General features: G+C 72.7%; 21 protein-coding genes. 11 read left to right on the top strand and 10 right to left on the bottom strand.

Features of this window, described 5'->3' with window-relative positions:
• Nucleotides 1-48 precede the first annotated feature (48 nt).
• Together cysK and epsC are read left to right on the top strand one after the other, a co-directional pair.
• Nucleotides 49-987 carry a cysteine synthase A gene (gene cysK, locus FFG40_RS15315; protein ID WP_027466262.1) on the top strand — a complete coding sequence of 313 codons (939 nt, stop codon included), beginning with the start codon at nt 49-51 and terminating at the stop codon, nt 985-987.
• 20 nt (nt 988-1007) lie between these two features.
• On the top strand, nt 1008-1568 hold the full coding sequence (epsC, locus tag FFG40_RS15310; protein WP_138803917.1) for a serine O-acetyltransferase EpsC: 561 nt from the start codon (nt 1008-1010) through the stop codon (nt 1566-1568).
• A 176-nt stretch (nt 1569-1744) separates the two neighbouring features.
• Here the strand turns inward: epsC and FFG40_RS15305 are convergent, their stop codons facing one another.
• The gene (locus tag FFG40_RS15305) at nt 1745-2044 is read right to left on the bottom strand and encodes an excalibur calcium-binding domain-containing protein (protein ID WP_214561282.1); all 300 of its coding nucleotides are present in this window, start codon (nt 2042-2044) and stop codon (nt 1745-1747) included.
• A 141-nt stretch (nt 2045-2185) separates the two neighbouring features.
• Between FFG40_RS15305 and FFG40_RS15300 the strand changes: the two genes are divergently transcribed.
• Nucleotides 2186-2569 (top strand): MmcQ/YjbR family DNA-binding protein, encoded by a 384-nt coding sequence (locus FFG40_RS15300; RefSeq protein ID WP_138803915.1) that lies wholly within the window; start codon nt 2186-2188, stop codon nt 2567-2569.
• Between the two features lie 34 nt (nt 2570-2603).
• Here the strand turns inward: FFG40_RS15300 and FFG40_RS15295 are convergent, their stop codons facing one another.
• Nucleotides 2604-3233 carry an MOSC domain-containing protein gene (locus tag FFG40_RS15295; RefSeq protein ID WP_138803914.1) on the bottom strand — a complete coding sequence of 210 codons (630 nt, stop codon included), beginning with the start codon at nt 3231-3233 and terminating at the stop codon, nt 2604-2606.
• Between the two features lie 180 nt (nt 3234-3413).
• Here FFG40_RS15295 and FFG40_RS15290 point away from each other — a divergent pair, with 180 nt between their 5' ends.
• The 5 genes from FFG40_RS15290 to FFG40_RS15275 all read left to right on the top strand — a co-directional run bounded on the left by FFG40_RS15290 (nt 3414) and on the right by FFG40_RS15275 (nt 6040).
• Complete coding sequence (locus FFG40_RS15290; protein ID WP_138803913.1) at nt 3414-4250, top strand: alpha/beta fold hydrolase; 837 nt, start codon at nt 3414-3416, stop codon at nt 4248-4250.
• Nucleotides 4251-4374: 124 nt separating this feature from the next.
• Nucleotides 4375-4524 (top strand): hypothetical protein, encoded by a 150-nt coding sequence (locus FFG40_RS17210; RefSeq protein WP_155896873.1) that lies wholly within the window; start codon nt 4375-4377, stop codon nt 4522-4524.
• A gap of 9 nt (nt 4525-4533) precedes the next feature.
• Nucleotides 4534-5088: an RNA polymerase sigma factor gene (locus FFG40_RS15285; protein WP_027466268.1), complete on the top strand. Its 555-nt coding sequence runs from the start codon at nt 4534-4536 to the stop codon at nt 5086-5088.
• Nucleotides 5085-5735 (top strand): hypothetical protein, encoded by a 651-nt coding sequence (locus FFG40_RS15280; protein ID WP_138803912.1) that lies wholly within the window; start codon nt 5085-5087, stop codon nt 5733-5735. Before FFG40_RS15285 ends, FFG40_RS15280 begins: the two co-directional genes overlap by 4 nt.
• Nucleotides 5732-6040, top strand: a complete 309-nt coding sequence (locus FFG40_RS15275) for a hypothetical protein (protein WP_138803911.1) — start codon at nt 5732-5734, stop codon at nt 6038-6040. Before FFG40_RS15280 ends, FFG40_RS15275 begins: the two co-directional genes overlap by 4 nt.
• An 89-nt stretch (nt 6041-6129) precedes the next feature.
• Here FFG40_RS15275 and FFG40_RS15270 read toward each other — a convergent pair whose 3' ends face one another.
• The 7 genes from FFG40_RS15270 to FFG40_RS15240 all read right to left on the bottom strand — a co-directional run bounded on the left by FFG40_RS15270 (nt 6130) and on the right by FFG40_RS15240 (nt 11716).
• Complete coding sequence (locus tag FFG40_RS15270; protein WP_138803910.1) at nt 6130-7002, bottom strand: phospholipase; 873 nt, start codon at nt 7000-7002, stop codon at nt 6130-6132.
• Nucleotides 7003-7300: 298 nt separating this feature from the next.
• Nucleotides 7301-7756: a MarR family winged helix-turn-helix transcriptional regulator gene (locus FFG40_RS15265; protein ID WP_138803909.1), complete on the bottom strand. Its 456-nt coding sequence runs from the start codon at nt 7754-7756 to the stop codon at nt 7301-7303.
• Nucleotides 7757-7932: 176 nt separating this feature from the next.
• Nucleotides 7933-8583 (bottom strand): GntR family transcriptional regulator, encoded by a 651-nt coding sequence (locus FFG40_RS15260; RefSeq protein WP_138803908.1) that lies wholly within the window; start codon nt 8581-8583, stop codon nt 7933-7935.
• Between the two features lie 167 nt (nt 8584-8750).
• Nucleotides 8751-9218, bottom strand: a complete 468-nt coding sequence (locus tag FFG40_RS15255; protein WP_138803907.1) for a DUF1810 domain-containing protein — start codon at nt 9216-9218, stop codon at nt 8751-8753.
• On the bottom strand, nt 9215-10006 hold the full coding sequence (locus FFG40_RS15250) for a YqjF family protein (protein WP_185974210.1): 792 nt from the start codon (nt 10004-10006) through the stop codon (nt 9215-9217). The genes FFG40_RS15255 and FFG40_RS15250 overlap by 4 nt, the downstream gene beginning before the upstream one ends.
• Nucleotides 10003-10401, bottom strand: coding sequence for a hypothetical protein (locus tag FFG40_RS15245; RefSeq protein WP_176709143.1), 399 nt, complete (start codon nt 10399-10401; stop codon nt 10003-10005). Before FFG40_RS15245 ends, FFG40_RS15250 begins: the two co-directional genes overlap by 4 nt.
• 49 nt (nt 10402-10450) lie before the next feature.
• On the bottom strand, nt 10451-11716 hold the full coding sequence (locus tag FFG40_RS15240) for a phosphopantothenate--cysteine ligase family flavoprotein (protein WP_138804038.1): 1266 nt from the start codon (nt 11714-11716) through the stop codon (nt 10451-10453).
• 64 nt (nt 11717-11780) lie between these two features.
• On the opposite strand from FFG40_RS15240, the gene FFG40_RS15235 reads away from it, so the two are divergent.
• Nucleotides 11781-12572, top strand: a complete 792-nt coding sequence (locus tag FFG40_RS15235; RefSeq protein ID WP_185974209.1) for an NRDE family protein — start codon at nt 11781-11783, stop codon at nt 12570-12572.
• A gap of 109 nt (nt 12573-12681) precedes the next feature.
• Here FFG40_RS15235 and FFG40_RS15230 read toward each other — a convergent pair whose 3' ends face one another.
• Complete coding sequence (locus FFG40_RS15230; RefSeq protein ID WP_138803904.1) at nt 12682-13620, bottom strand: SDR family oxidoreductase; 939 nt, start codon at nt 13618-13620, stop codon at nt 12682-12684.
• 145 nt (nt 13621-13765) lie between these two features.
• Between FFG40_RS15230 and FFG40_RS15225 the strand changes: the two genes are divergently transcribed.
• Together FFG40_RS15225 and FFG40_RS15220 are read left to right on the top strand one after the other, a co-directional pair.
• Nucleotides 13766-14875 (top strand): LLM class flavin-dependent oxidoreductase, encoded by a 1110-nt coding sequence (locus tag FFG40_RS15225; protein WP_111233255.1) that lies wholly within the window; start codon nt 13766-13768, stop codon nt 14873-14875.
• A 207-nt stretch (nt 14876-15082) separates the two neighbouring features.
• Nucleotides 15083-15745 (top strand): hypothetical protein, encoded by a 663-nt coding sequence (locus FFG40_RS15220; protein WP_138803903.1) that lies wholly within the window; start codon nt 15083-15085, stop codon nt 15743-15745.
• Nucleotides 15746-15861: the final 116 nt, after the last annotated feature.

Genomic DNA, 15861 nt, shown 5'->3' with positions numbered 1-15861 from the left:
GCCTCCAGGAAGAGCGATGCGCGACCCGAGCTGCGAAGGACGGACCGGATGAGCGGCACCATCTACGAGAACATCTCCCAGGCGTTCGGCAACACCCCCCTCGTCAAGCTGAACCGGCTGCCGAAGGCGGGCGGGGCCGAGGTGCTCGCGAAGCTCGAGTTCTACAACCCGGGCGCCAGCGTCAAGGACCGCCTCGGCGTCGCGATCATCGACGCGGCCGAGGCCTCGGGTGCGCTGCAGGCCGGCGGCACCATCGTCGAGGGCTCGTCCGGCAACACCGGCATCGCCCTCGCGCTCGTCGGTGCCGCTCGCGGGTACCGGGTCGTCATCACGATGCCCGAGACCATGAGCGTCGAGCGCCGAGCGGTGATCCGTGCGTACGGCGCCGAGATCGTCCTGACCCCCGGGCCCGAGGGCATGAAGGGTGCGGTCGCCAAGGCCGAGTCGATCGTCGCGGAGACCCCCGGCGCGATCCTCGCCCACCAGTTCGAGACGGCTGCGAACGCCGAGATCCACCGGAAGACCACGGCGGAGGAGATCCTCCGCGACACCGAGGAGCACGTCGACGTGTTCGTCGCGGGTGTCGGCACCGGCGGCACGATCACCGGTGTCGGGCAGGTGCTCAAGGAGCGCGTGCCCGGCGTGCAGATCGTCGCCGTCGAGCCGAAGGACTCGCCCCTGCTCACCGAGGGCAAGGCCGGTCCGCACAAGATCCAGGGCATCGGCGCGAACTTCGTGCCCGAGGTCCTCGACCAGAGCGTGATCGACGAGGTGTTCGACGTCGAGCTCGACGACGCGCTCCGGGTCGCCCGTGCCCTGGCGACGCAGGAGGGCATCCTGTCGGGCATCTCGTCCGGCGCGATCATCCACGCGGCGCTCGAGATCGCCGCACGCCCCGAGAACGCCGGCAAGCGGATCGTCGCCATCGTGTGCGACACCGGAGAGCGCTACCTGTCGACGGTGCTCTTCGAGGGGCTCACTGCGTGAGTCGTCCTCTTCGACGAGGCGTGCTGCGGACCATCCGGGAGGACCTGGCCGCAGCACGCCGCGGTGACCCCGCAGCCCGGGGCGACCTGGAGAACGCGATCGTCTACTCCGGCTTGCACGCCATCTGGACGTACCGGGTGACCCACCGTCTCTGGAACGCACAGGGGCTGCCCGGGTCCCGGTTCGCGGCCCGGCTGCTCGGGCAGGTCGCACGGTCGGTCACCGGCATCGAGATCCACCCCGGCGCGCGCATCGGCCGCCGGTTCTTCATCGACCACGGCATGGGTGTCGTCATCGGCGAGACCGCGGTCATCGGCGACGACGTGCTCGTGTTCCACGGTGTCACCCTGGGCGGACGCGGGGGCGACCACGGCCCGGGGGCCCGACGGCACCCGGTGGTGGGGGACCGCGTGGTGCTCGGCGCCGGGTCGTCGCTGATCGGGGCGATCACGATCGGTCCGGACTCCGTCGTCGGCGCCAACACCGTGGTGACGAAGGACGTCCCGGCGGGGTCGGTCGTCACCGGGGTCGCCGGGACTCCGCGCCCCCGGTCCGGGCACGAGGGCGTCCCGACGCTCTGAGCACGCCGGGCGCACGCCAGCCGCGGGCGCACGCCAGCCGCGGGCGCACGCCGGGCGCGGGCCGGGCGCGGGCCCGGGCACGCAAGACACCGGTGTTCGCGCATCGCACCGCGGTGTGCGGGTGTTCTGCACGCGAACACCGGTGTCTTGCCGGTGTCACCGAGCGCGAGCGAGCGTCAGCTCTTCTCGCAGGCGATGCCGTCCTTGTCGCGGTCGAGCTTGGCGTTCGCCTTGTACAGGGCGTCGTCCTTCTTCACCGTGCCCTTGAGCGCACGGGTCGTGGTCTTGCCGCCGGAGACGACCTTGTTCTTCGTGACGGACTTCTTGGCGATGCCGCCGGAGTACACCTTGTGCACCGCGGTGCAGTTGGCGTACGACTTCGGTGCCGCCTGCGCGGTCGAGGTCCCGCCGACGACGACGGTGGTCGCGAGGACGGCGGTGGCGGCGGCGATGCCGAGGGTACGGATGATGCGCACGGGTTCCCCCTGGAACTGGTGGTGATCGCGCGAGCGACCGCCGCGTCGGGTACGCGGCGTGGTGATCCTACGACGTGATCGACGCTCATGACCCGCCCCCGAACGGGGTGCGCTGTCGGCGGCCTGCGGCATCCTGGTCACATGGACGGCGAGCAGCTGCACGAGATCGCGAGCCGCACGGCCCTGGGGCTGCCGGCGGCACTCGAGACGCAGCCGTTCGGCGAGGGCTCGGTGGTCTACAAGGTCGTCGGCAAGATGTTCGTGATGGTGACCGAGGTGCGTGGGACCCCGATCGTGAACCTCAAGTGCGCGCCACCGCACGGGGCGGCGCTGGTGCGCGACCACGACGAGATCACGCCGGGGTGGCACATGAACAAGCGGCACTGGATCACGCTGACACCGGGCGACGGCATCGACGAGACCCTGGTCGAAGACCTCGTGGCGAACGCGTACGACCTGGTGGTCGCCGGGCTGCCCGTGGCGAAGCGTCCGATCGACCCCTCGCGCGGCGCGCTGCCGGGCTGAGTCCGGCTCGACGGGCTCGACGGGCTCGTCGGGATCAGACTCGCGCGGCGACCTTCGACAGGTCCTGGACGACCTTCGGTGCCAGGCGCTCGCCCGACTCGAGCACGGCCCGCGCACGATCGGGCGCCAGGTCGCCGAAGATCTCGCCGATGGTCACACCGTGTTCCGGCCGGTACGTCACTTCGATCGGGTCACCCGCGGCGACCGAACCGGACTTGACCACGCGGAAGTACGCCCCCGGTCGCCCTTCGTCGGCGAACCGCTTCACCCACCCGTCGATGCCCATGCGCCGGGCGAAGGTGCCGCAGGGCGTGCGGGGGACCGTCACCTCGAGCACGAGGGTGTCGCCGATCCGCCAGCGTTCCCCGGTCACGGCCCCGGTCACGTCGATGCCGCTGGTGCGGAGGTTCTCGCCGAACAGGCCGGGCGGGACCTCGCGCTCGAGCAGGTCGGCGAAGTACGCGGCGTCCTCGTCGGCGTAGGCGTACACGGCCTGGTCCACACCGCCGTGGTACTTGCGGTTCGCCTGCACGTCGGCGCGCAGGCCGAGCGGCCGGACCCGGACGCTCCCGGTGACCGGGCGCTTGTCGATGGCGGTGACGCCGATGATGCCGGAGTCCGGCAGCAGGCGGTCGACGCGGCAGACGGCGGTGACGAGCGACATGGAGCCAACTCTGGCGCACGCATGCCCGTGCACCAAGCCGCGCCCGAGCGAGAGCGACACATTGGTGCTGGCGGATGAGTCTCCCTCGGAACTACGGTGAACGAGTTCCGGCCTCCCGCCGACGTGGAGGCAGCGGCCAGCCCGCGTCACGAGTGGAACAGACAACCAGGGAGGCACGAGATGGCGTTCGTCACCACGAGCGATGGGGCAGAGATCTTCTACAAGGACTGGGGGCCGCGCGACGCGCAGCCGATCGTCTTCCACCACGGATGGCCCCTGTCGTCCGACGACTGGGACGCCCAGATGCTGTTCTTCCTGGGCAAGGGGTACCGGGTGATCGCGCACGACCGCCGTGGTCACGGGCGTTCGTCGCAGATCGGCACCGGTCACGACATGGACCACTACGCGAGCGACACGGATGCGCTCGTGCAGCACCTCGACCTGCGGGACGCGGTCCACATCGGGCACTCCACCGGTGGTGGACAGGTCGCACGGTACGTCGCGCAGTACGGCGAGCCGCAGGGACGGGTCGCCAAGGCCGTCCTGGTGTCGTCGGTGCCCCCGATCATGCTGCAGAGCGACACCAATCCCGAGGGCACGCCGATCTCGGTGCTCGACGGGTTCCGGAGCGCCCTCGCCGCGAACCGCGCCGAGTTCTTCCAGGCCGTCGCCGAGGGGCCGTTCTACGGGTTCAACCGCCCCGGCGTTGAGGTCTCGGCCCCGGTCGTCGCGAACTGGTGGCGGCAGGGGATGACGGGCAGCGCCCTGGCCCACTACGAGGGCATCAAGGCGTTCTCCGAGACGGACCAGACCGAGGACCTCAAGGCGATCTCCGTCCCGGTCCTGGTCACGCAGGGCGACGACGACCAGGTCGTGCCGTACAAGGCGGCCTCGCTCAAGCAGGCCGAGCTGCTCAGCAACGCCACGCTCAAGATCTACGAGGGGTACCCGCACGGGATGCTGACGACGCACGCCGACGTCATCAACCCCGACCTGCTCGCCTTCATCCAGCAGTAGGACGAGCCGACAAGCACGACGTCAGAGGCGCACACCGGAACCGTCCGGGTGCGCCCCTGACGTCGTGTGTGACGAAACGGGTGCGACGCACGTCCCATCGGTGACCACACCACGAGGAGCCGACGTGACCCGCACCGCTGCAGTCCCCAGGAACGCCCCCGCACACGTGCTCGCCCTGGCGCGTGTCCGCGCGCTCGCCGCCCGGCCGGCCGGACCCTTCAGGGTCGTGCCGGCACACCGGCGCACCCAGCCGTTCACCATCCACCACCAGTAGAAGGAACGCGTGCACCACCAGTCCCTCGCCGAGCTCGACGACGCGGTCCTCGCCGGCCGGTCGTCCGATGGCGACGTCCGGGCCTTCGAGGTCCTGATCCGTCGCCACACTCCGCTGCTCCGCGCCTACGCCCGTCGGACCCTCGGTTCCACCGACGAACTCGACGACGTCGTGCAGGAGACCTTCATCACCGCGTGGGACCGCCTCGACTCCCTCGAGGACCTCGCGCGCGTGAAGTCGTGGTTGATGCGCATTCTCAGCCGGAAGTGCCTCGACCGGATCCGCGCGCGGCGCGTCCACGACGACGTCACCGAGCTCGAGGTCGCCGCGCCGGCCGACGACGCACCCGACCGGGTCGCCGAAGCGCGCTCCCGCGAGGACGCGGTGGAACGCGCGCTGGCCGAACTGCCCGAAGCCCAACGACGGTGCTGGATCATGAAGGAGGTGCTCGAGTACCGGTACGACGAGATCGCCGCCGAACTCGACCTGCCACCCTCGACGGTCCGGGGACTGCTGTCCCGAGCGAGGAAGAACATGATCCGACTCATGGAGGGATGGCGATGACCGACCACGACGGCATCCGGCCGGACCTGCCCGACAGCCCCGAAGCACTCGACGCCCTCGAACCCGGTGACCTGGACGGCCACTCGATCGATGAACTCGCCGACTACCTCGACGCCGGCATGCAGCCGGCGGACCCGAGCATCGACGACTCGCCCGCCTGCCAGAACGCCCTGGCCGCGATCATCCGGGTCCGCCACGCGTCGCTCCGCTCGCTCGAGGCGGCCGCACGCGACGAGGCTCCGGCCGACGAGTCCTGGATCAGCGGCGTCCTGGCGAACATCTCGATCGAGTCCCGCTCCGGTCGTGACGTCCCGCTCCGCCCCCTGTCCGAGACCGAGCGCCCCGTGATGACCGAGGGGGCCATCCGTTCCCTCATCCGCCGCACCGGTGACGAGGTCCCCGGTGTCCTGGTGGCCCGCTGCCACCTCGACGGCGACGTCACCGAACTCGCGTCCCCGATCCGGGTGGTCGTCGAGATCGCGATCGCGTCCGGTCCCTCGATCCCCGCGACCGCTGAGCTGGTCCGCACCGCCGTGGCCGGCGCCCTGGCCGAGCAGACCGACCTGCTCGTCGAGGCGGTCGACGTCGTCGTCCGCGACCTGCTGCCGGACCCCGAGCCCGGCACCGACCCCGAGGAGGCCCGATGAGCACCACCGACGAGACCCTCGCCGCGATCGAGGCCGCCGTCCTCGAGGTCCCGGGCGTCACCGACCTGTACCGCTCCCGCCCGACGGTCGCGAGCGCCGTGCAGGCGGTCCGCAGCATCGCCACGAGCACCGGACCGCTCCGGGTCGTCGTCGACGACGGCGCCCTGCGTGTCGTCATCGGCACCGACGGCTTCCGCCCGGCTCCCGAGGTCGCACGCGCCGTCCACGACGTCGCCCTGGCGACCGCGGCGGCGCACGGCCTGGCGCTCAGTCGCGTCGACGTGCGCGTCGCGCGGGTGGGCTGACCGCGACCAGAAAACGCAACGGGAGGCCCGTGGCGGATCCGCCACGGGCCTCCCGTCCGTCTGCTGGTCGCCTTCGCGACCCGCGCCGATCAGTAGAAGTTGTTCGCCTGCGAGTGCCCCCACGCCGCGCACGGGGTGCCGTACGCCGAGCTGATGTACTGCAGGCCCCACGTGATCTGGGTGGTCGCGTTGGTGCGCCAGTCCGCGGCGATCGTGGCCATCTTCGAGCCGGGGAGCGCCTGCGGGATGCCGGTCGCGCCGCCGTTCGCGTTGACGGCCTGGTAGTTCCAGCCGGACTCCTTGGTCCACAGGTTGTCCAGGCACTGGAACTGGTCGGCGCCCCAGCCGTACTTCGACGACGCGAGCGAGGTCGCCGTGGCCTTGGCGCCGGCGACGGTGTTGCCGGCGGCGAGCTTCCGGGCGGCCTCCGCTGCCTCGGCGGCAGCCTTCCGATCGGCTGCGGCCTTCGCTGCGGCCGCGGCCTTCGCGTCGACGTCCCGCTTGTCCTGCGTGGCGCTCGCCTGCGCGACGTCGGTGGCTGACGCGACCGTCGTCGAGATCCGGTTCGTCAGCGCAGCGCCGGACAGGTCCGGGTAGTCGCTCAGGGCGTCGACACGCTGTTCGAGCGCCGAGGTGTCGACCTTGTCGTTCGCGGTCTGCATGACGGTCTTCGCCGTGGTGATCGTGGCGGCGGCCTGGGCGCGGTCGAGCGCGGTGCCGCGCAGGGCGGGCTCCGCGGTCGCCGAGGCGCTCGCGGTGCCGGTCGGCATGCCGAGGGCCTCGCCGATGGCGGGCTGCGTGCCGACGGTCAGGGCGCCACCGGCGACGGCGAGGACCGCCGCGCCGCCGGCGATCAGCGTCGCGCGGTGCCGCAGGGCCCGGCGCATCCGGCGGGTGGGGGTGTTCAGGGCTTCACGTCGGGTCGAGGCCGTCGTGGTGGGGAGCTCAGGGGTGTGTCGCATCGGTTCCGCAGGTCGGCGGCTCGGTGGGGGAGGGACTCCCGCTCGCGCGACCGAGGTCGTACGGGCACGCCGGAGGCTTGCGGTGTCGGTGACACCGTCGGCGACGACGAGGAGTCCTCGAGCCGGTGAGGACCGGACGGTGGTGTGGGGCCCGTCCGTCCGCCGGACGCAGCCGTGGGGTGGCCGCGGTCAGGCGGAGCCGACACCATGACCGGTCAGACTGGGCAGCGCGTCCAGGAACGCTGGCAGAAAGGTCCGTCCACCGCTTGGTAACGGTTCGGTAACGGTCGTGTGGGGCTTAAAAGGTGTGAGGTTCCTGGGCGTGCTCGCCCTGGGCGACACGCTCGAGCGCGGCCAGGGCGCCGGCGATCGCCTGGACGTCCGACTCGTCGAGCTCGGCGATGAGCCCGGCGACGATCCCGGTGCGGTTCGCGCGGGCCTGCTCGACCGCCTCGATGCCCTCCGGTGTGGCCGTCACCATGAACGCCCGGCCGTCGCGCGGGTCGGCCTCGCGCTGGATGAATCCGCGCTGCTCGAGCTCGGTCAGGATGCGGGTCATCGTGGGCTTCGTGACCACCTCGATCCGCGACAGGTCGCCGGGGCGCAGGGGTCCGTGCCGTTGGATCGACGCGAGCGCCGACACGATGCCGTACCCGAGCGAGGCCGAGTCGGTACGGGCCCGGCGGTTGATCCGACCGACCGCGGCGGCCAGGCGTGCGGCGACCTCGGTACGGTCCGTCGGGCGGGGGTTCATGTGCTGCTCCGGGTGCCTGGTTCAGGTGGTCGCCAGCGATGCTATCGGTCCGCGCGGCCCCGGGACTGGGAGCGTCTCGCGCGTGCCCGGGCAGCCGACCGGGAGGCCCGTGGAGCGTCGACCGCCCGCCTCGCGTCGGCGAGACGGGCGGTTCCTGTACGCGCGTACAGGTGGACTCAGTGCTTCTCGCCCGGCAGCTGGTGGATCGCCTCGGTCGCGAGCTCGGCCGCGACGTTGTCGCCGGACTCGGTCGCTGCCCGCAGGCGCCGGAAGTCCTCGGTCATCCGGTCCCAGTCGACCAGCACGTCGAGGTTCGGCAGGCGCAGCCGGAACGCGAGGCCGTCCATCGTGTCGCGGCAGACGCGCTGCAGGTTCTCGTTGCCGCACTCGGCGACGTACAGGGAAAAGACGTCGAGCGCGTCGTGGTTGACGGCGGCGACCTCGTGGGCCTCGAGCTCGGTGATCGTCTTGTCGAGCTGCGCGAGGATCTTCTTCCGGGCAGCCGACCCCAGGCGCGGGACCGCGAGTCGGACGACGCCGCCGAACAGCACGCCGAGGGTCTGCATCGCCTCGACGACCTCGGTCGGGTCCGGCGTGGTGACGCGGGTGTAACGGTTCGGGGCCATCTCGATCAGGCCGGCGCGGGACAGCTGGCTGAGGGCCTCGCGGATCGGCGTGCGGGAGACACCGAGCCAGGAGATGAGCTCGTCGTCGTTCAGGCGTTCGCCGGGCAGGAGGGTGCCCTCCATGATCGCGTCGTGGATCTTGTGGCGGACGGTGTCACGGAGCAGCTGGTGCTCGGTCGGGGCGCTGCGGGGGACCGGCATGCCTTCTCCTTCGGGGGCGGTGGCGTCGGGGCGCCGGGCGAACGGGCACGGTCGGCATCGCACGTGCTCGCATCACCGTACCTGATATGACAACGGCGTTCCGATCGGCTCAGGGCGTGTCAGTGTGGACGTTCAGATGCCGGTCACGTGCGTGTGCGTCGCGTGCGTCACTCCTGTTCCGAGTGCTCTCCGAGCAAGCGGAGCGTGGCCGGGTCCTCGGCGCCGTCGTACCAGCGGTCGAGCACGGCGACGAACGGCCTCGGGTCGGCCGCGATCCGGGCGAAGAGCGTCATCGACGACCGGAGCTTCACCGCGTCGATGCCCCCGAGCAGGGCGTCGGCGGAGTGGGCGGGGGCGTGGTGTGCGACGTCGGTCGCCGCGAGCAGACGGGGCCCGAGCACCGGGTGTGCCAGGTAGGCGCGGGCTTCGTCCGTCCCGGTGATCGCGTAGCGCACGGCCGTGGCGCTCCGCCCCAGGCCGGCCAGCTGCGGGAACACGAACCACATCCAGTGCGACGACTTCCGGCCCCGACGGAGCTCGTCGAGCGCGACGTCGTGGACACCCTGCTGGGCCCGGACGAAGCGGTCGAGGTCGAACGGATCGTCGGCCTGTGCGTCGGAGCGTGCGTCCGTCACCGGACGACCCCGCCCCAGCCGTACCGGACGGTCGTGCCGTCGACCACGAGCAGGGAGTCCGGCGACCGGTCGAACAACCCCGGCATGCCGACGGCGTCGGGCAGGTCACCCTCGAGCCGGTCGAGCGTGGCCGAACGGGTGGTGAGCACCGGGTGCTGTCGCTGCCAGAACAGGGTCTGCGCCAGGTACCGCGCGTGGATGCCGGCGCGGGTGGTGAGCTCGGCGGCCAGCGGGGTGTCGACGACCTCGCCGGCGGTCACCCGGACCGAGGCCGCGTGCTTCGGCCGCGCCGCGCCGGTCGGGCGTTCCTGCCGGAGCGACCGCGCCCACCGCACCGGGTGCAGTGCGCGGGTCGGGTGCCGGACGGATCGGTGCGCCACAGCGTCACCGCGGCGACGGGAACGTGCGTGCGCGAACGTGTACGGCACCCCGAGCAGCGCGTGCGCGGCCACGATGGCGGGCACGTTCGCGGTGTCGACCGTGCGGTAGGTCACCCCGCGCCGGCCCTGGTCGTCCACCGTGAGCACCTCGATCGTGACCTCGGTCATGGTGCCGAGCCGCCCGGCAGACGGGAACGGCGGCACCCGGGTCTCCCGGAACACGTACGCCGACAGCCCCACCCAGGCGCTGCCGTCGACCACGTCCGGACGGGTCCCGCGGGGGACGAGCCGCTGCAGCGACACCGGGTCGTGCCGCCAGTGCGCGAACACGATGTCCTCCCACGCGTGCTGGGTGACCGGGCGGTGCAGCAACGGCACCGCCGCGCGCGTCCACGACGGCTGGGTCACGGCTTCGGTGCGTGCCGACCGACGCGCACGCCCCACAGCACCAACGGCGCCTGCAGCGGGAGCCGCAGCACCGAGACCAGACGCATCGCCCGGCTCGAGCGGGGGTGGTCGAGCAGGTCGTTCGCCATCTTCACGTTGGCCGGGAACACCGCCGCGAACAGCGCCGCGGCGGCCCACCCCGAGGCGCGGCGGGTCGCGGGGAACGCGAGCCCGGCGGCGATGCCGAGCTCGGCCACGCCGGAGGCCAGCGTGGTCAGCCGCGGGGGCAGCGCGTCCGGCACGATCCGGTCGAAGTGGGTCGGGCGCAGGAAGTGCATGGTGCCCGCTGCACCGAGGGCCACCGCCAGGATGGTGGCCGTGCGGTTGGCACGTCGGATCCGCTCACGTCGTCGCATGCGCCCCATCGTGCTCGCCGGTCCTCGGAACCACGTCAGTGCCGCTGCTTCACGTCAGTGCGGTCGCGACGAGGTCGAGGACCGCCGTCGCCACCTCGGCCTTCGTGCCGGAGGTCTCGCGGACCACCTCGCCACCGGGCACCAGGACCTCGATCGCGTTCTCCTCGCGCTCGAAGCCGGCCGACCAGCCGACGTGGTTCACGACGAGCAGGTCCGCGGGCTTCCGGCTGATCTTGGCGCGCCCGAGCTCGATCCGCGCATCGCGGTCGGGTTCAGTCTCGGCGGCGAACCCGACGACGATCTGCCCCGTCCGCCGTGCCGCCACGAGGTCGGCGAGCACGTCCGGGTTCCGCACCAGCTCGAGCGTCATCCGCTCGCCCTGGGCGTCCTTCTTGAGCTTCTCGCTGAGCACCTCGGCTGGACGGTAGTCGGCGACGGCGGCGGTCATCACGACGACGTCGGCTTCGGCGGCGGCGGTGTGCACGGCCTCGGCGAGCTCGAGCGCGGACCCGACGGGCACCACGGTCGCGTCCAGGCCGGCGGTCAGCGAGCCCTCGACGTTCGCGGCGACGAGGGTCACGGACGCCCCACGACGGACGGCGTCGGCGGCGATCGCGATGCCCTGGCGGCCGCTCGAGCGGTTGCCGACGAACCGCACCGGGTCGAAGGGCTCGCGGGTACCGCCCGCGCTGACGACGACGCGGACGCCGGCCAGGTCGCCCTGTTCGCCACGGGCTCCGGTGCCCGCCCCCGTGCCGTCCGTGCCCCGTCGGCCGGCCGGTGCGGCGTGCTGGTCGAGCACGGCGAGCGCGGCGGCGACGATGTCCTCGGGCTCCGCCATCCGACCGATGCCCGCGTCGTCGCCGGTGAGTGCGCCGACGACCGGTCCGACCAGGTGGACGCCGCGGTCACGCAGAGTCGCGACGTTCGCACGGGTCGCGGGGTGCTCCCACATCTGCGGGTGCATCGCGGGGGCGACCACCACGGGTGCCTCGGTCGCGAGCAGCGTCGTGCCGAGCAGGTCGCTCGCCAGGCCGTGCGCCATCCGGGCCAGCGAGTCCGCGGTGGCGGGGGCGATGACGACCAGGTCCGCCCGGCGACCGAGCGCGACGTGGCGCACCTCGGCGACGTCGTCCCACACGCTCGTGGTGACGGGGTTGCGGCTGAGGGCCTCGAGCGTCGGCAGCCCGACGAAGCGCAGGGCGCCCTCGGTCGGGACGACGTGCACGTCGTGGCCGCGCTTGACCAGGTCGCGGACGACCCCGACGGCCTTGTAGGCGGCGATGCCCCCGGTGATCCCCACGATGACGGTCAGGCCGCGCTCTGCTGCTGCGTTCACCTGGCTCACGCTACCGGGGCCACGTGCGAGGATCGACGGCATGTGCACCGTCGTCGTCCGCGTCGACCCCGGGTCCGCGTGGCCCGTCACCGTGCTCGCCCTGCGGGACGAGTCGCCCGAGCGTCCGTGGGACCCGCCCGCTGCCTGGTGGCCGGACCGCGACCCGGACCTCAGGGGTGTCCGTGACCGCTCCGCCGGTGGTGCGTGGCTCGCCGCGTCCGACCGAGCCGGCCTGGCCGTGGTGCTCAACCGCGCCGAACCCGTGACGAGCGTCGACGGCACCTGGACGACGCGCGGCGTGGTGCCGGTGGACGCCGTCGCCGACGACCTGCTGCCCGGTCACGACGGCACACTGCCGACCACGCGGGCCTTCAACCTGGTGCGCGCCACGGCCGAGGGCGCCTCGGTGCTGACCTGGGACGGCGAACAAGTCCGCACCACCGACCTCGGCCCCGGCGTCCACATGGTCACGCACGGTGCGGCCGACGACCCCGCGGCGCCGCGCATCGGTCGGTGGCTCGAGGCCTTCCGTGCCGTCGACGCCCCTGTCGGCCCGCCGGTGCTCGGCCCGTTCGACGAACTCCGCACCGTGGACTCCGGTTGCGACGCCGGGGACGGCTGGGGCGGCTGGTTCGGCGTGCTGGCGGAGTCCGCAGCGCTGCCGAGTGACCACCCCGACGCGATCCTCCGCGACGTGCACGAGGCCGAGGGGCACATGACCACCCTGTCGATCGTCGCCGCGGCGATCGCGCCGGGCCGCACCGTCCTGCGGCACGCCCGCCTGACCGAGCCCGGTCGGCTGGACGGGTCGGCGGAGCTGCACCGCGCCTGACGCTGGCGGCGTGCCGGACCCGCCCCGGGCCTCCCGGCTGCGCCCCTCGCACCGTGCGACGGACGCGGCCAGCGCGGCCAGCGCGACCAGCGCGACCCCGCGGTCGCGGCTAGAGCGGCGGACGCGTCCCGGTGAGGTCCTCGGCGACGGCCCAGAGTGAGCGGGCGAGGTCGGCGCTCCGCGCGGATCCGGGGATCGACACGGTGGTGGTCGGGCCGGTCATGCCGAACGGACCCGAGGGGCCGTAGTACGCGCCGCCCACGGCGTTCGGCCCGACCGCCGCGTACAGCAGCGGCTCGGTGCCCTGCTCGACGGCCTGGGTGAACGGCAGGGCGCGGTTGCTCGACCGCACCGGCTTCGACCGACCGAGCGAGCGCCCCGCGGCCTGCAGGTTCGTCCGGGTGTAGCCGGGGTGGGCGGCGGTGCTGACCAGGGGCACGTCGGCCTCGACCGTCAAGCGGTGCAGGTGCAGCGCGAGCAGCAGGTCGGCGAGCTTCGACTGCGCGTAGGCGCGCCAGCCGTTGTAGCCGCGCTCCCACTGCAGGTCGGCGAAACGGATCCGACCGGGGATCGCGGCGAGGCTCGACATCGTGACGACCCGGGGCGCCTGGGTCAAGGGACCGTCGGCGAGGGGTGTCCGCGCACGCAGCAGCGAGGGCAGCAGGAGGTTCGTCAGGGCGAACGGGCCGAGGAAGTTCGTGCCGAACTGCAGCTCGAAGCCGTCGACGGTCTCGAAGCGCTCCGGCGGCGCCATCACGCCGGCGTTGTTGACCAGGACGTCGATCGGACGTTCCTCGTCGACGATGCCGCTGGCGAAGCGGCGGACGCTCGCCAGGTCGGCGAGGTCGAGTTCGCGGACCTCCACGTCGGCTGCGGGGTGGGCGGCGCGGATGCCGGCGGCGGCGGTCTCGCCCTTCTCGGTGCTGCGGACGGCGAGCACGACGCTGGCGCCGGCTCCGGCGAGGCGCAGGGCGGCCTCCTGTCCGGTGCCGCTGTTGGACCCGGTGACGACGATGCGGCGTCCGGTCTGGTCGGGGAGGTTCGGCATGCGGGTGACCGTACTCGTCCGGGCTGGCCGAGCCCGGCCGCGCGCGGCCCGGGCCCAGTCCCGGTCCGGCCGCTGACCCCGTGCGCGCACGCCGCCGCCGTGCTATGTTGATGCAAACGCATGGAAGTGCGACCAGGAGGACACCATGAGCAACGCATTCGGCACCGACCGTCCCTCGGACGTCCCGCCGCCCGCACCCGACCGGATCGGACCGCTGCAGCTCGGCCTCGACACCTTCGGCGACGTCACCGAGCGCGCCGACGGCAGCCTGCAGTCCGACGCGCAGAGCATCCGCGACGTCGTCGACCAGGCCGTCCTCGCCGACCAGGTCGGCGTCGACTTCATCGGCGTCGGGGAGCACCACCGAGCCGACTTCGTCGTGAGCGCCCCCGAGGTCGTCCTCGCCGCGATCGCGGCCAGCACCGAGCGCATCCGGATGGGATCAGCGGTCACGGTGCTGTCCTCCGACGACCCCGTCCGCGTGTACGAGCGCTTCGCCACCGTCGACGCGCTGTCGAACGGCCGCGCCGAGGTCATCCTGGGTCGTGGCTCCTTCACCGAGTCGTTCCCGCTGTTCGGCTACGAGCTGAGCGACTACGAGGTCCTCTTCGAGGAGAAGCTCCAGCTCTGGGCGGCCCTGCGCGGCGGCGACGCCGTCACCTGGTCCGGTACGAAGCGTGCGGGCCTGGTCGACCAGGACGTCTTCCCGAAGCTCGAGCACGGAGCCATCCCGACGTGGATCGGCGTCGGCGGCTCCCCGCAGTCGGTCATCCGTGCCGCGTCGTACGGCCTGCCGCTGTTCCTCGCCATCATCGGCGGGCAGCCGGCCCAGTTCGCCCCGTTCTCGCGCCTGTACCGCCAGGCCCTCGCGCAGCTCGACCTGCCGCAGCAGCCCATCGCGATGCACTCGCCCGGCTTCGTCGCCGCCACCGACGAAGAGGCCGCCGAGCGCTACTGGCCCTACCACAAGGCCGTCACCGACCAGCTCGGCCGGGAGCGCGGCTGGCCGCCCCTCGACGTCGCCGGGTACCGCGCGAGCCTGTCGGCCGGCGGTTCGCTCTACGTCGGCTCCCCGGAGACCGTCGCCCGCAAGGTCGCACGCAACATGCGGATCCTCGGCGCCTCGCGCTTCGACATGCGGTACGCCACGGGGCGCCTGCCGCACGCCGACATGATGCGGTCGATCGAGCTCTACGGCACCGAGGTCGCACCCCGCGTGCGCGAGCTGCTGGCGCAGCCCGTCCCCGTCGCCTGACGGACCCGGGCCCGTCCGGGTCTGGTCCGGTCCTGTCCGCAAAACACCGGTGTTCGCGCTCGACACCACCCTTCGCGGGTGTTCGGAGCGTGGACACCGGTGTCTTGCGTGCAGGTTCCGGCGGGCAGAGGGCGCGCGGGCAACGGCCGGGAGGCCCGGGTCGGCCGCCGAGATCGGCTCACGGGGGCCGCGGGTACGGTCCAGGGCATGTCGTCACGCTCCGACCACGCCTCCGGTCCCGCTGCTGGTCGCGCCTCCGACTCCGTCGTCGAACGCCGGTTCCGCGGCCGGATCATGGGCGTCGGCACCACCTCGGGCGTCCGGATCGTCGTCGGCATGTGGGACCGCTCGCCGTTCGGCCCGTTCACGGACGTGTTCCTCGAACTCCCCGACGGCACCAGCGTGCTGCTCGCACCCGACGAGATCGTCGCCGCGTACGTCTCCGGCACCTACCGCTTCGACACCGTCTCGGTCGTCGACGTCCGCGCCCGCCGCACCGCCGGCGGCCTCGAGCTGTCCGCCGGGGCACTGCAGGCCTCGATCGACGTCGGCGGCATCTCGCCGCTCGGCCGGATCCTGCGCATCGTCCCGAAGCCGATCGCCCGCGACCCGCGCTGGCTCGCGGCGATCGACCCCGTGGCACGGCTGCTCGCGCCGGGGTCCGGCACGGCGGGATCGGCGGGCAACGGTCGGCGCGAGTACTACGGCGTGACCGGGGCGCACGACGTCACCGGCGTGCGGGGGACCTGGGCGGGGGAGCCGCTCGGGGACCTGGCGCCGCTCGACCCGCCCGTGGCGTTCGGCTTCGCCTCGATGCCGAAGATCCCGCAGGTCGTCGACGTCGAGACCACCATCCGCGAACCCGCCTGAGCCCGGCCGGCCCCTGCCCCACTTCGTGAGCAGGAACGGTCGGTTCGCCGGTGCGGAGGCGACATCGTGTGCTCACGATCCCGACGTCGTGGACGGCGCGGGCGCCGGAAGGGGGC

Source organism: Curtobacterium sp. KBS0715 (assembly GCF_005938005.2).
Classification (GTDB): Bacteria; Actinomycetota; Actinomycetes; order Actinomycetales; family Microbacteriaceae; genus Curtobacterium; species Curtobacterium flaccumfaciens.
The sequence above is the reverse complement of the archived record's forward strand: the minus strand, read 5'-3'. Positions and strand labels throughout refer to the sequence as shown.

What these genes read in the sequence shown, in the direction of transcription:
- cysK (WP_027466262.1), top strand. Translation starts at nt 49, where the DNA reads ATGAGCGGCACCATCTACGAGAACATCTCCCAGGCGTTCGGCAACACC.
- FFG40_RS15300 (WP_138803915.1), top strand. Translation starts at nt 2,186, where the DNA reads ATGGACGGCGAGCAGCTGCACGAGATCGCGAGCCGCACGGCCCTGGGG.
- FFG40_RS15295 (WP_138803914.1), bottom strand. Translation starts at nt 3,233, where the DNA reads ATGTCGCTCGTCACCGCCGTCTGCCGCGTCGACCGCCTGCTGCCGGAC.
- FFG40_RS15290 (WP_138803913.1), top strand. Translation starts at nt 3,414, where the DNA reads ATGGCGTTCGTCACCACGAGCGATGGGGCAGAGATCTTCTACAAGGAC.
- FFG40_RS15280 (WP_138803912.1), top strand. Translation starts at nt 5,085, where the DNA reads ATGACCGACCACGACGGCATCCGGCCGGACCTGCCCGACAGCCCCGAA.
- FFG40_RS15275 (WP_138803911.1), top strand. Translation starts at nt 5,732, where the DNA reads ATGAGCACCACCGACGAGACCCTCGCCGCGATCGAGGCCGCCGTCCTC.
- FFG40_RS15270 (WP_138803910.1), bottom strand. Translation starts at nt 7,002, where the DNA reads ATGCGACACACCCCTGAGCTCCCCACCACGACGGCCTCGACCCGACGT.
- FFG40_RS15265 (WP_138803909.1), bottom strand. Translation starts at nt 7,756, where the DNA reads ATGAACCCCCGCCCGACGGACCGTACCGAGGTCGCCGCACGCCTGGCC.
- FFG40_RS15260 (WP_138803908.1), bottom strand. Translation starts at nt 8,583, where the DNA reads ATGCCGGTCCCCCGCAGCGCCCCGACCGAGCACCAGCTGCTCCGTGAC.
- FFG40_RS15245 (WP_176709143.1), bottom strand. Translation starts at nt 10,401, where the DNA reads ATGCGACGACGTGAGCGGATCCGACGTGCCAACCGCACGGCCACCATC.
- FFG40_RS15235 (WP_185974209.1), top strand. Translation starts at nt 11,781, where the DNA reads ATGTGCACCGTCGTCGTCCGCGTCGACCCCGGGTCCGCGTGGCCCGTC.
- FFG40_RS15230 (WP_138803904.1), bottom strand. Translation starts at nt 13,620, where the DNA reads ATGCCGAACCTCCCCGACCAGACCGGACGCCGCATCGTCGTCACCGGG.
- FFG40_RS15225 (WP_111233255.1), top strand. Translation starts at nt 13,766, where the DNA reads ATGAGCAACGCATTCGGCACCGACCGTCCCTCGGACGTCCCGCCGCCC.
- FFG40_RS15220 (WP_138803903.1), top strand. Translation starts at nt 15,083, where the DNA reads ATGTCGTCACGCTCCGACCACGCCTCCGGTCCCGCTGCTGGTCGCGCC.